The sequence below is a fragment of the Lederbergia sp. NSJ-179 genome, from assembly GCF_022867885.1.
Lineage (GTDB): Bacteria > Bacillota > Bacilli > Bacillales > Bacillaceae_C > Lederbergia.
Map to the genome: position 1 here is coordinate 138,717 of NZ_JALIFP010000007.1, position 12,300 is coordinate 151,016.

The 12,300-nt window shown below is 39.0% G+C and carries 13 protein-coding genes and 2 pseudogenes; 11 read left to right on the forward strand and 4 right to left on the reverse strand.

Annotation, left to right across the window (positions count from 1 at the left end):
- Positions 1-308 precede the first annotated feature (308 nt).
- Positions 309-758 (reverse strand): Rrf2 family transcriptional regulator, encoded by a 450-nt coding sequence (locus MUB24_RS07860; RefSeq protein WP_244702878.1) that lies wholly within the window; start codon positions 756-758, stop codon positions 309-311.
- Positions 759-1,009: 251 nt separating this feature from the next.
- On the opposite strand from MUB24_RS07860, the gene hmpA reads away from it, so the two are divergent.
- The 4 genes from hmpA to motB all read left to right on the forward strand — a co-directional run bounded on the left by hmpA (position 1,010) and on the right by motB (position 4,437).
- Positions 1,010-2,227, forward strand: coding sequence for an NO-inducible flavohemoprotein (hmpA, locus tag MUB24_RS07865; RefSeq protein ID WP_244702881.1), 1,218 nt, complete (start codon positions 1,010-1,012; stop codon positions 2,225-2,227).
- 125 nt (positions 2,228-2,352) lie between these two features.
- Complete coding sequence (locus MUB24_RS07870; RefSeq protein ID WP_396426709.1) at positions 2,353-2,766, forward strand: DnaJ family domain-containing protein; 414 nt, start codon at positions 2,353-2,355, stop codon at positions 2,764-2,766.
- Positions 2,767-2,861: 95 nt separating this feature from the next.
- Positions 2,862-3,656 (forward strand): flagellar motor stator protein MotA, encoded by a 795-nt coding sequence (gene motA / locus MUB24_RS07875; protein ID WP_244702886.1) that lies wholly within the window; start codon positions 2,862-2,864, stop codon positions 3,654-3,656.
- Positions 3,649-4,437 (forward strand): flagellar motor protein MotB, encoded by a 789-nt coding sequence (gene motB / locus MUB24_RS07880; protein WP_244702889.1) that lies wholly within the window; start codon positions 3,649-3,651, stop codon positions 4,435-4,437. The genes motA and motB overlap by 8 nt, the downstream gene beginning before the upstream one ends.
- Before the next feature lie 36 nt (positions 4,438-4,473).
- Here motB and MUB24_RS07885 read toward each other — a convergent pair whose 3' ends face one another.
- Entirely contained in the window at positions 4,474-4,926 is a 453-nt protein-coding gene (locus MUB24_RS07885) for a flavodoxin domain-containing protein (protein WP_244702892.1), read from the reverse strand.
- 154 nt (positions 4,927-5,080) lie between these two features.
- Here MUB24_RS07885 and MUB24_RS07890 point away from each other — a divergent pair.
- Positions 5,081-5,320: pseudogene (locus tag MUB24_RS07890) on the forward strand (DJ-1/PfpI family protein); the annotation flags it as partial.
- Between the two features lie 67 nt (positions 5,321-5,387).
- On the opposite strand, the pseudogene MUB24_RS07895 reads toward MUB24_RS07890, so the two are convergent.
- Positions 5,388-5,500: pseudogene (locus MUB24_RS07895) on the reverse strand (ectoine/hydroxyectoine ABC transporter ATP-binding protein EhuA); the annotation flags it as partial.
- 64 nt (positions 5,501-5,564) lie between these two features.
- On the opposite strand from MUB24_RS07895, the gene MUB24_RS07900 reads away from it, so the two are divergent.
- Both MUB24_RS07900 and MUB24_RS07905 read left to right on the forward strand, forming a co-directional pair.
- A complete protein-coding gene (locus MUB24_RS07900) occupies positions 5,565-6,134 on the forward strand; it encodes a glycerol-3-phosphate acyltransferase (RefSeq protein ID WP_244702895.1) in 570 nt (189 codons plus the stop codon).
- Between the two features lie 227 nt (positions 6,135-6,361).
- Positions 6,362-7,948 carry an aminotransferase class V-fold PLP-dependent enzyme gene (locus MUB24_RS07905; protein WP_244702897.1) on the forward strand — a complete coding sequence of 529 codons (1,587 nt, stop codon included), beginning with the start codon at positions 6,362-6,364 and terminating at the stop codon, positions 7,946-7,948.
- 134 nt (positions 7,949-8,082) lie between these two features.
- On the opposite strand, the gene MUB24_RS07910 is transcribed toward MUB24_RS07905, so the two are convergent.
- Positions 8,083-8,307, reverse strand: a complete 225-nt coding sequence (locus MUB24_RS07910) for a DUF1128 domain-containing protein (RefSeq protein ID WP_244702901.1) — start codon at positions 8,305-8,307, stop codon at positions 8,083-8,085.
- Positions 8,308-8,464: 157 nt separating this feature from the next.
- On the opposite strand from MUB24_RS07910, the gene MUB24_RS07915 reads away from it, so the two are divergent.
- From MUB24_RS07915 to pdaA, 4 genes are all read left to right on the forward strand, one after another.
- Positions 8,465-9,310 carry a YihY/virulence factor BrkB family protein gene (locus MUB24_RS07915; protein WP_244702903.1) on the forward strand — a complete coding sequence of 282 codons (846 nt, stop codon included), beginning with the start codon at positions 8,465-8,467 and terminating at the stop codon, positions 9,308-9,310.
- Between the two features lie 99 nt (positions 9,311-9,409).
- The gene (cax, locus tag MUB24_RS07920; RefSeq protein WP_244702906.1) at positions 9,410-10,465 is read left to right on the forward strand and encodes a calcium/proton exchanger; all 1,056 of its coding nucleotides are present in this window, start codon (positions 9,410-9,412) and stop codon (positions 10,463-10,465) included.
- Positions 10,466-10,546: 81 nt separating this feature from the next.
- Complete coding sequence (locus MUB24_RS07925; RefSeq protein WP_244702909.1) at positions 10,547-11,344, forward strand: YfkD family protein; 798 nt, start codon at positions 10,547-10,549, stop codon at positions 11,342-11,344.
- A 68-nt stretch (positions 11,345-11,412) separates the two neighbouring features.
- Positions 11,413-12,210: a delta-lactam-biosynthetic de-N-acetylase gene (gene pdaA / locus MUB24_RS07930; RefSeq protein WP_244702911.1), complete on the forward strand. Its 798-nt coding sequence runs from the start codon at positions 11,413-11,415 to the stop codon at positions 12,208-12,210.
- Positions 12,211-12,300: the final 90 nt, after the last annotated feature.

The following is a 12,300-nucleotide window of genomic DNA, read 5'->3' on the forward strand; positions in this document are numbered from 1 at the left end:
GAGGTGCTGGCCGTGCCCAGAATTGCGAAAAAAGTACAATCTGGTCACAGCGAAGGGGTTGGTCGTGCCCAGAATTGCGAAAAAAGTACAATCTGGTCACAGCGAAGGGGTTGGTCGTGCCCGGAATTGCGAAAAAAGAACAATCGGGTCACAGCGGAGGGGTTGGCCGTGCCCGGAATTGCGAAAAAAAAACAATCGGGTCACAACGGAGGTGCTGGCTGTACCCGAAATCGCGAAAAAGGTACAGTCCGGTCCCAACGAAAGGGTTAGTTGTGACCGAAATCACAATTCTGTCCCAACACCTTATCTCACGAAGGAGATTCATTCATTCCGAGTAAAGCTCGGTAGCGCTCCGGTTGTACAACAATATCTGCTAAAGTATATTCATCCAAGACTTGTAGGTAGGCGATTAAAGCTCTATTTAATGCATGTTTCAACCCGCAAATGGGGGAGATGGCACAGGAATGATTATCTTCTTCAAAACAAGGCACCAGTTTAAAATCATCCTCTGTTTTGCGGACGAGTGCCCCAATATTAATTTTTTCAGCAGGAAGGGCTAGTTTGATCCCACCTCCGCGGCCACGCAGTGTCGTGATCATTCCCAATTTCCCTAATTCATGAATGACCTTCATTAAATGGTTCTTTGATATATCATAAGTCTCCGCGATTTCGGAAATCGTGGAAAGCTGATCCTGCTCCTTAGCAGCCAAATAAATTAAAACGCGCAAAGCGTAATCTGTATAATTCGTCAGTCTCATGATCATCACCTAATTTGATTATACCGTTATTCGTCACTCGGTAAAAGAAAGTTCTAAGCAAAGGTGAGAGTGTTTTTGTTGATCATGGATCCGTACTCATTATACTTCTACCTATTTTGTTCAACGTTGAACATTTAAAGGCATTTTTGTGACAGCTTTTTTAAACATGTATTTAAAATATTGCTTTAAAATCAGGGCGGATATACATTAAAGATGTATTTAAAATACATCTTTAAAAAGGGGTTATTATAGTGACACTTTCACAAAAAACGATTGATATTGTAAAATCAACAGCTCCGATATTAGGAACCCAAGGAGTAAGCATTACATCGGTATTTTATAAAAACATGTTTACGCATCATCCAGAGCTTTTAAATATTTTTAATCATGCAAATCAATCCCAAGGTCGTCAGCAAACAGCACTTGCCAATATGGTTTATGCTGCGGCCAAAAATATTGATCAGCTTGAAACGATACTTCCTGCTGTCAAACAGGTCGCTTTTAAACATAGGGGGTTAGGGGTGAAGCCTGAACATTATCCGATTGTAGGAAAACATCTATTATTAGCGATTAAGGAAGTACTCGGTGATGCGGCAACAGATGAAGTGATCGAGGCATGGGGTGAGGCCTATGGTGTCATTGCCCAAGTTTTTATTGATATTGAAGCAGAACTATATGAAAAAGCAGAGGAACAAGCTGGTGGCTGGAAGGACTTTAAGTTTTTTAGAGTGACGAATAAAGTTCAAGAAAGTGAAGTCATTACGTCATTCTATCTCCAACCTGCTGACGGTAAGCCTGTCCCCACTTATAAACCAGGACAATATATTACGGTACGTGTACAAATTCCTGGAGAGGAATATACGCTCAATCGCCAGTATAGTCTTTCCACTGCACCTGGAAACGAATATTTCAGGATTTCGGTGAAGAAAGAAAAAGATTTTGAACCGAATGGAAAAGTATCGAATTACCTCCATGATCATGTTTCTGTTGGACATCAAATCGAGGTAAGTGCCCCAGCAGGTGACTTTCATTTAGTAGAAGAAGAGTCTCCAATCGCCCTGATTAGCGGTGGAGTTGGCCTTACACCAATGATGAGCATGCTTGACACGTTAGTGCAATCCAATACAGACCGAGAAGTGACCTTTATTCATTCCGCTAGAAATGAAGAAGTTCATGCATTCGCAAAGGATACAGCAAATCTAGTTGATCAATTGAATCATGGATCTTATTACTATGGATATGAAAAACCAGTCAATCCAAATGGGGCCCATCATTTTACCGGTTATCTTACAGAGGAATTTTTAAAAGGTAATGTAACGAAAAATACCGTTTGTTATGTTTGTGGTCCGATTCCATTTTTGAAAAATGTGGTAAACATGCTTGCGAATCTTGGTATTTCCAATGAAAATATTCGCTATGAATTCTTCGGGCCTGCTATGCAAATCACAAAAGAAAAAGCCACAGTCTAAAATGCAAAACACCTTACGACAAAGTAGGGTGTTTATTCATGGATAAAGATTGATTATAATATGGAAATCGCAAATGATCGACTTTATAAAATCGTCATAAACAAGCCACCCTTTTGAATGTTGGAATGGGTATACTAAAAGCAAAAAAACAGGAGGCGAAGAAATTGGATCGATTGGATCATTTAACAGAGGATAGAATTCGTAAAGCTTATGAAGAGGGGCAATTCGATGACTTACCAGGAGCAGGAAAACCATTGCCACCCGATTCACCCAAAGGGATTCCGGATGACCTAAAAATGGCGTATCGTGTAATGAAAAACGCTGGCCTGTCCCCTAATGAAATGGATGTGAAAAAGGAAATCATGTCGATTGAAGATTTGATTCGTCATTCTGAAGATAAGCTGGATAAAGAAGGATTAAAAAAGAGACTAAACAGTAAATTACTTGAATATAATAGCCTTTTAGCGAAAAAGGGAATAAAAACGAATTCGACTGTTTTTAGGAAATATCAAGACCAGATAGAGAAAAAGTTTTTCTAGAGTTCCGAAAGTCATTAAATGAAAAAAAGAATTCAATAATGTAGAAAGTTGTCGATATATACAATAAGACATTTTAATAGTTTAGGGTGAAATAGATGGATAAGACAACATTTTTCGGATTAATATTGGGAATTGTGGCTGTTGGTGTTGGAATGGTACTAAAGGGAGTCGGCTTCGCTGCATTATTGAATCCAGCAGCCATTCTAATCATCGTTGTTGGAACAGCGGCTAGTGTGATTATTGCTTTTCCCACTTCAGAAATTAAGCGAGTGCCGAAGTTATTTGGGATTATTTTTAAACAAAACACAACATATCAACCAAAAGAAATGATTATGAAATTTTCAGAGCTTGCGCAGTTGGCAAGAAAAGAGGGACTTTTGGCATTAGAGACAAGGATTGAAGAGATAGATGATCCATTTATGAGAAGTGGGTTGAATTTAGCTGTAGATGGTCAAAGTGCGGACTACATAAGAGATGTGTTGAATGAAGAGATTAATGCGATGGAAGAAAGACATGAAGCAGGAGCAGATATCTTTTCACAGGCTGGTACATATGCACCAACTTTAGGGGTGCTTGGTGCGGTAATTGGATTAATCGCAGCACTTGGAAATATGGATAATACGGAAGAATTAGGAAAAGCCATTTCTGCTGCGTTTATTGCGACGATGCTAGGGATTTTTACGGGATATGTGCTTTGGCATCCCTTTGCGAATAAATTAAAAAGAAAATCTCAAGAAGAAGTTCGCTTAAAGGAAATGATGGTTGAGGGCATTTTATCTATCCTTGAAGGAGAAGCCCCACGTATTATTGAACAAAAATTGTCCTCTTATCTCCCCGCTTCTGAACGGCAAGAAATATTTGAGGAAAGCGGTGAAGCCCAAAATGTCTAAACGTAGACGGAAAAAAAGAGGAGAAAAGCATGGTGTCAATGAGTCATGGCTTTTACCTTATTCCGATTTAATGACATTGCTATTGGCGCTTTTCATTGTTCTTTTTTCAACAAGCATGATGGATGCGGAGAAATTTCAACAGATGTCTCAAGTGTTTAATGGGATTTTTCTAGGGGGAACAGGGCAGATCGATTATCAAAATCCAGTCGAAAATGACGATCATAGTAAGGACAATCCGAACGCAGGAGAAACGTCAGAACAAGAGAATGAGAATCAAGAGGAAGAGCCTATTCTCGATTTAGAAGAACAAAAGGAGCTAGAAGAAATTCAAGCGAAAATTAATTCTTATATTAAAGAAAATAAGTTTAATAATAGATTTGCTACATCTTTAACGGGTGAGGGCTTATTGCTGACGATTCGGGATAATGTTCTGTTTGAATCAGGTAAGGCAGAAGTGAGGGAAGAAGATGAGATTACTGCAAGGGAATTAGCGAAATTCTTAGAGATGGACCCTCCACGTAATATCATTATTAGCGGCCATACAGATAATGTCCCAATCCAAAACGCTCATTTTTCATCCAATTGGGAGTTAAGTGTGATGCGTGCCATCAATTTTATGAAAATCCTTTTGGAAGACAAAAACTTAGATCCAAGATGGTTCAGTGCAAAGGGCTTTGGCGAATACCAACCAGTTGGGGATAATAGTACAGCTGCTGGAAGAGCACAGAATAGAAGGGTTGAAGTGTTAATTTTACCGAGAGTGAAGTCGGAAGAGAAGTGAATGTCCAAGACCTGCCTTGTAGTGTAGGCCTTGGTTCTATTTTTTTAAAAGGAATTCACTGAATTTTTTTCCATATTGTTTTGCCGCAATTAAATCGTTCTCCTCAGGATATAGGTCGACAAGAAAGTTGGGGAGAACAAGCTCCGCCCCAATTTCTGCAAGTTTTTCTGCAAAGAGTTTTAGAGCTGCTCCGAAGGTCTTTGTATAATAAGAATCCCCAGAACCAAAAACAGCCGCGATTTTACCTGTCAACTCCTCATAATCCAGCTCCTCGTAAAAATCCATAAATTCATCGGGAACGACGCCACCGTCCCATGTATAGGTACCAATCAATATGCCATCATACTCTTGTAATTCATCAGGCGTCGCAACAAAAGAGTCTTTGACTGTAACATGAACGGCGTTCTGTTCCAATTCTTCCCTAATCGTTTCTGCAATCGCTTCGGTACTGCCTGTTGAGCTTGTATAAATCAAAATCACTTTTTTCATAGGCCCACTCTTTCTAGAAGGTCTTTCATTATGTCTATTTTAGCAGATAAGGATGACGAAAATCATGACAAACAGGTGAAAATGGATAAGTTTTAATCTACTTCATTCGGGAATGATACATAGGAAGACAATCTTTCTTAAGGAGCTGTTAAAAATGGGAAAGAAAATAGTGACATTAATAGCGGATATGTTTGAGGATTCGTAGTATACAAAGCCAGCCGCTGCTTATCAAGAGGCTGGACATGAAGTGATCACGGTTGAAAGAGAAGCAGGGAAAACGGTAAAGGGTAAAAATAACGAGGCAGAGGTCAAGAGTGAAAAAGGGATCGATGAGGTGCAGCCTGAAGATTTTGGTGCTTTGTTTATTCCAGGAGGGTTTTCACCAGATCAGTTAACCGACTTACGAAACTGACAAGTCGTTCGTTTTTGGAATGCCTTAAGATTTTTTTTGGTGTTCCAAGGTGTTGAAAAACCATTCCGATATCTCCTCGTACCTTCCGAAGATGTTTTTCATTGGCGGGAACAAGCTTGCCTTTTTTTTCATGTGCCAAAGGTTTTGCCCAGCTAGAAAAATGTAAATTTATATAGAAAGGAGGAGGGCCTTCATGGTATGATGGAGAAAAAGAACGGATAATTTTATGATCGAAATAATATTTTTTTTGTTTGCATACTTCATAGGGAACTTACTAACAGGACAATTATTAGCCAAAGGATTTTACCATAAAGACCTTTATTTAGAAGGAAGTGGGAATGTAGGAGCAAGAAATGCGGGCAGGATTTTTGGGAAGACAGCCTTTTTGCTTACCTTTTTTGGGGATGCAGGTAAAGGAGCTATAGTGATGATCTGTAGTCAATATATGGGACTCCCTCCTAGCAAACAGTTGCTCGCTTTATTTTTGGCGATTCTAGGTCATATCTTTCCGGTTCTGTTTCGTTTTAAAGGTGGAAAGGGAATGGCTACCTTTATTGGGGGTGTTCTCGCTTTCCACCCACTTCTATTTGCCCTATTCGTTGGTGTATTTTTATGTTTATATGTACTAATGAGAAGCCTTACAATGGCTGGTATGATTGCGGTTGTTTCTCTTCCTATGATCATGGTATTCTATTCATATTCTACTATAGAAATTATTCTTAGCTTTTGCATTTCGGGTTTAGTCTTATTTGCCCATCGGCAAAATATGAAATTGCGTGTTCAAAAAGGAGGATAAAAAGGACCAAGAAGTTCGAGGCGGCGCAGTTTCGAGCAGCGGACTTGTACAGGATGTACTGACTTCTGCGTTGCCCACAGGACGTGGGCGGTTTTAGCAGAAGTTCCTTATCCTAATACATGAGCAGCGGAGAAACAAGCCAACGAAGAAATTCGCTTATGTCTTTTTACCGGACTTTTTGAACATCCTCTGAAAGAGAAAATTTGGGGAGAAGGGAAAAATAGCTGATGAGCTTATTATTTAAAATAGCAAGTCATCCATCGGAATTTGAGCAGATAGAAAAATTAAATTATCAAACATTTGTGGAGGAAATTCCGCAACACGGAGCCAATCCCGCCCATATGTTGCGCGATCGATTTCATGATGAAAATACATATATTATTGGTTTGAAAAAGGACCAGGTAATCGGAATGATTTGCGTTCGGAATAAACGTCCATTTTCATTAGACCAAAAAATAGGGGAAGTGGAGCAGCATCTGCCGGTTCAAGTCCAAAGTCTATGTGAAATCAGACTTCTTGCTGTCGATAAAGCCCATCGAAACGGTCGAGTGTTTGTAGGATTGGCTCAGGCGCTTATTCGTTTTTGTTTAAAAATGGGTTATGATGCGGCAATTATTTCTGGAACGACACGTCAACAAAAATTATATCAACATTTAGGGTTTCAGCCTTTTGCCTATCTTACAGGTGATGAAAAAGCTGCTTTTCAACCAATGTATTTAACGAAAGCCATTTTTGAACAATCAGCGTCAGGGAAGCTTTTGAAAGAACCGATGAACTTTATTCCTGGACCAGCCACTATTACAGATGAAGTCAGATTAGCTTTTTCAAAAAGCCCTTATTCCCATCGAGCCAAGGAGTTTGATCATCTGCTCGCGCACGTACAAAATCAACTAAAGTCTTTAACAAATGCCCATTATGTGCAAATTTTGCATGGCACAGGGACTTTAGCCAATGATGTTATCGCAGCACAACTGTCGTTACTTCCAGGAGAAGGATTAATTTTGGTGAATGGAGAATTTGGTGGAAGGCTCATCAATCATGCGAAACGGTGGGGCTTATCATTTGATCAACATGAAACGGGATGGGGAAAGCCATTTGAGTTAGAGGAAATTTCACAATTAGTACAAAAGAAAAGATATGAGTGGATGTGGGCTGTTCATTGTGAAACATCGACCGGGGTGCTTAATAATATTGATCATCTCAAAGAGATTTGTAGGATGAATGGGGTAAAGCTATGTTTAGATTGTGTTAGTTCACTAGGGGCGGTTCCGCTTGATTTGGAGGAAGTTGCCTTTGCTTCAAGTGTGAGCGGGAAAACGATAGGAAGCTACACTGGATTGTCCTTTGTGTTTCATCAGGAAAAGGTACAACCAAGTCAAAGTATCCCTCGCTATATTGATTTAGGATCCTATGTAGCTGCTAATGGTGTTCCTTATTCTCAATCTTCCAATCTTGTTGAAGCCCTCGCTCAGGCACTAAAGAAATATGAGCGGCCTGACAAAGTATACGATCAAATGAAGCAGCGATATGAGTTGATTAGGACTGGGATCGAAGTAGCGGGTGGCAGAGTATTGTCGCCATTAGAGCATTCCGCCCCACTTATTCTCACGATTGAGCTACCGGAAGGAATGAATGCGACTGCGATTGGTGATAATCTTTTCTTAAATGGCTACTTGCTTCACTATGAAAGCTCGTATTTACGAGAAAGAAATTGGTTGCAAATATCATGTATGAATGATATTGGCGAGAGAGATATACAAAATATGCTTGATGTTTTTAAAAAGTTATGTATGGAAAAAGTATCTTCCTTATAAGTGAATCCTTTTGGATTTGTGATATAGGGCAGGGAAAATGTAGCCGATTGCTGTAATCGAGGTTATCGATTCGGTCTAGAGAATAGGAAAGGGCCAGGGGTGCTAACTTCTGTCCCTTTTCAAATATTTAAACATTACTTTTTTCTTAATCTCCCTAATTCCTCAGCCAATGCTTGCATTTCACTAGGGCTAAAATGGTCTTTTCTTTGGACCATTTCGTAAATATCTTTTAGTTCTTCAAATTCTTCTGCACCCATATTTTTAAATTGTACAGCACTGGTATTGACCATTTTAATTTTTGTAACAATTTTATCGACCATATATCCAATCGTTTCTTGTGTGTTTTGGGACAGATCCACAATCTTTCATCCTTTCTTTATTTTCATATTAAATATCCTTTCATGACTTTTAAAAATTGTCAAATACCCTAAAACACAGCCAATTTGAAAAAGATATGTTTCAATTACTTTTAAAAAGGTAAAATAACAACAATGATAGGAATGGAGGGGGGAAGAAATGCGTCAGAGAAAAATCAAGAGGCGAAAAAAATTTAAGCGAATGATAATGTTTGCCAAACGATTGATTACAAAAACTATGGATAATGATGTGACCGGTATGGCGGCGCAACTCGCTTATTTCTTCCTTTTATCATTATTCCCGCTGCTCATTTTTATTGCGACCCTGCTGCCATACACCCCGCTATCCCAAGATGATCTTTTTAATATGATTAAAGATTTTGCTCCTGAAGAGACGTTTAATATGATTCAGCATACATTGGATGAAATTATGGAAGGCCGAAGCGGTGGTCTCTTATCGTTTGGGATTATTGGGACGATTTGGTCCGCATCTAATGGGATGAATGGGTTAATGCGCTCTTTAAATCGCGCCTATAATGTGGAAGAAAAACGTCCTTATCTTATTGCTAGAGGGTTAGCGATCATCTTAACGATTGCGATGATATTTGTCTTTTTACTTGCTTTATTGGTCCCTGTTTTTGGGAAACAATTGGGTATGCTCGTCTTTTCTAATTTAGGGTTTTCTTCGCAATTTTTACAAATATGGGGAATCATTCGTTGGACATTAACACCGATCATTTTATTTTTTGTCTTTTTATTTATTTATTTTCTAGCACCTAGTATTAAAGTGAAATTTATCACGGCCGCTCCAGGTGCTCTTTTTGCCAGTCTCGGTTGGATTATCGTCTCCTTTGGATTCTCCTACTACGTATCCGAATTTGCTAACTACACATCGACATATGGAAGCCTTGGAGCGATTATCGTTTTAATGCTATGGTTCTACATCTCAGCCATTATCATCATGGTGGGCGGCGAACTAAACTCTCTTATAAGAGAACGTAAATGAGATTCGACAAAATTCAGGGCGTGCCAGGTACCCCAAATATGGAGCGAAAACTTGGACATAATAAGAGAGAATTCATTTTTCGAGAGGATTTGGCTATCCATGAATAAAATATTTTTTATTATGTTGATTATTGGAATTCCTTTATCTGTTTTAGGATCCATGCTTCATTTTTCGACGATTCTGATGTTTGTCATTTACTGTTTAACGATCATTGCATTAGCCAGTTTTATGGGAAGGGCGACAGAAAGCTTAACAATTGTCGTCGGGCCAAGATTGGGGGGACTTTTAAATGCAACGTTTGGGAATGCGGTTGAATTAATCATCTCCATTTTTTCTTTAAAAGCTGGTCTTATCGGGGTGGTCCTTGCTTCGTTAACTGGCTCTGTTATAGGGAATCTCTTGCTTGTTGGAGGCTTGTCCTTTTTTATTGGCGGCTTACAATTCAAAGTACAAAAATTTAATGTCTTCGATGCGAGACATAATTCCGGTTTATTAATGTTTGCTGTGATTGTAGCTTTCGTTATACCTGAAATGTTTAGCCAAAATTTGACAGAGGAAAAAACGATGGCGTTAAGCGTCGGTATTTCCATTATTTTAATTCTACTCTACATAGCAGCTTTGTTATTCAAGCTTGTCACACATCGCGGAGTCTACCAAACAAAGGAGTCTAAAGAAAACATTCATGCAGAAGAACCGGAATGGCAGAAAGGAAAAGCAATTCTTATTCTGGCTTTAGCGACATTAGCTGTCGCTTATATTTCGGAAAAACTCGTCCATACCTTTGAAACGGTGGGGGAGCAATTGGGATGGACCGAATTATTTATCGGCATTATCATTGTTGCAATTGTTGGGAATGCGGCAGAACATGCATCCGCTGTTTTAATGGCCATTAAGAATAAAATGGATGTCGCTGTGGAAATTGCGGTTGGCTCGACCTTACAAATTTCTATGTTCGTTGCCCCAATTTTGGTATTATTTTCCTTATTTTTCCCAACATCAATGCCCCTTGTTTTCACCATTCCGGAAATCGTTGCTATGGTAACGGCCGTACTCCTCAATATTGTCATCTCCAATGATGGGGAAAGCAATTGGTTTGAAGGGGCAACATTGCTTGCCGCCTATTTAATTATGGGAATTGGTTTTTATTTATTGTAATATGGATAAACCTAAGCCATTCGGAAAAACATAAAGGCAAACAACCAAACTTTTTCAAAGAATAGAAAGGGGTTTGCCTTTATGCTGAGATATTCTTTCGTTTTAGGACTGATCGTATCCTTCGTGATTACAGGTCCTTCGTTTTATACATTGGCAAAGGAACAGGCCAAAAACAAATCCATTGAACTGCCATCCTCTGTCATTAATATTGAAAACGAAAATACAAATCCGAATCAAAACGAAGATTTGCCTCATTTAAAACCAAGTGAATTTACAAAGGAATTACTAGAATCATCCGATGAACCAATTGAAAACCCGTATTTGATCAAAATACTAAATGAATCATCCATCAATAAATCCCCATTCGCCCTTGGTATGCGGGCAACCATTTTTATGGGGACATTCCCATTAAATTATAAATCCGAGGAGTCCATTCCAAATTGGCAATACCAAAAGGTTAATACGAATACGTATGATAATAGCTCAGGAACGTCGAACCAACAAATGAATTATGTTCAGCAGGTTCAAAAAAGAATCAAAGGAGGGCTGACCTCTAAACTTGAACAAGCGGAAGATGTTCAGAACATGATCTTATTAAAAGCGAGGCAAAAAACGCAGTTACCCCTTGCCCTAGAAACCATGGTGGGGGCAGGGACGAAGCATCAGCAAGTTTATAATGTCAATCCGAAAAAAGTGGGAAATCTAGATGCCTACGTCCCGGCGATTGTTGAAAAAGGCGAGGTTACCTATGGTGAAGTTTATTTAGTTATCCGGGGGATGAAGCGGGAAATTGTGGTAAAAAACGTCACCTCCCAAAAAATAGGGGCTTGGCTCCCGATTCAAGATCATCTTTATTTCACCTTTCATGCAACACCTTAACCAAATTTTTCATACATGAAAAAAGCAGGAATGAAAAAGCTAAAGGAAAAGGTGTAAAGGAGAAAAAGATGAAAAAATCAATGAGTATATGTTTTGCCTTTTTGCTATTGTTTGGTTATGTCAATTCAGCACATGCGATATCCAATCACCCCATTCACTGGGGTTTTAAAAAAGGTTCGAATGGACAGCAGGCGGATGCAGGACAGGAATATGAAACATTACTGAAAAAATATGGTGGCTTTTATAAAGGAAATGCTAAAGACAAAATACTTTATTTAACATTCGATAACGGGTATGAAAATGGCTACACCGAACGTATTCTCGATGTATTAAAGAAAGAAAAAGTCCCTGCGACCTTTTTTGTAACAGGGCATTATCTAAGAAGTGCTCCAGAAATTACAAAAAGAATGGTGAACGAAGGGCATATTGTCGGTAATCATTCATGGAGTCATCCAGATTTAACCAAAATGAGCGTACCGAAAATAAAAGATGAATTGAACAAGGTTCAAAAAGAAACCGAACGAATAACGGGACAAAAAACAATGCAATATCTTCGTCCGCCCCGAGGCATTTTAAGTGAAAGAACATTAAAGGTTGCACAAGAAGCAGGATATACCCATGTATTATGGTCGCTTGCCTATAAAGATTGGGAAGTGGATCACCAGAAAGGTTGGAAATATGCCTATGATCATATTTTAGCTCAAGTGCATCCCGGAGCCGTTTTGCTCCTTCATACGGTTTCAAAAGATAATGCAGAAGCCCTTGAAAAGGTGATCCAGGACTTAAAAAAACAAGGATACACATTCAAAAGTCTAGATGATTTTGTCATGAAAGAGCAGATTAAAAATCCAGCTCTTACGATGTAGGGGCACTTCATCACAGGGCCGTCCAATAGTCTATTTTCGGTATTTTCGGTTATTGGATGGCCATTTTTCGTTCAATGTACCCTTTTTGGA

Bases quoted from the DNA above. Each gene is read 5' to 3' on its own strand.
- MUB24_RS07860 (WP_244702878.1), bottom strand. From the start codon at position 758: ATGAGACTGACGAATTATACAGATTACGCTTTGCGCGTTTTAATTTAT.
- MUB24_RS07870 (WP_396426709.1), top strand. From the start codon at position 2,353: ATGGGTATACTAAAAGCAAAAAAACAGGAGGCGAAGAAATTGGATCGA.
- motA (WP_244702886.1), top strand. From the start codon at position 2,862: ATGGATAAGACAACATTTTTCGGATTAATATTGGGAATTGTGGCTGTT.
- motB (WP_244702889.1), top strand. From the start codon at position 3,649: ATGTCTAAACGTAGACGGAAAAAAAGAGGAGAAAAGCATGGTGTCAAT.
- MUB24_RS07885 (WP_244702892.1), bottom strand. From the start codon at position 4,926: ATGAAAAAAGTGATTTTGATTTATACAAGCTCAACAGGCAGTACCGAA.
- MUB24_RS07900 (WP_244702895.1), top strand. From the start codon at position 5,565: ATGATCGAAATAATATTTTTTTTGTTTGCATACTTCATAGGGAACTTA.
- MUB24_RS07905 (WP_244702897.1), top strand. From the start codon at position 6,362: ATGAGCTTATTATTTAAAATAGCAAGTCATCCATCGGAATTTGAGCAG.
- MUB24_RS07915 (WP_244702903.1), top strand. From the start codon at position 8,465: ATGCGTCAGAGAAAAATCAAGAGGCGAAAAAAATTTAAGCGAATGATA.
- cax (WP_244702906.1), top strand. From the start codon at position 9,410: ATGAATAAAATATTTTTTATTATGTTGATTATTGGAATTCCTTTATCT.
- MUB24_RS07925 (WP_244702909.1), top strand. From the start codon at position 10,547: ATGCTGAGATATTCTTTCGTTTTAGGACTGATCGTATCCTTCGTGATT.
- pdaA (WP_244702911.1), top strand. From the start codon at position 11,413: ATGAAAAAATCAATGAGTATATGTTTTGCCTTTTTGCTATTGTTTGGT.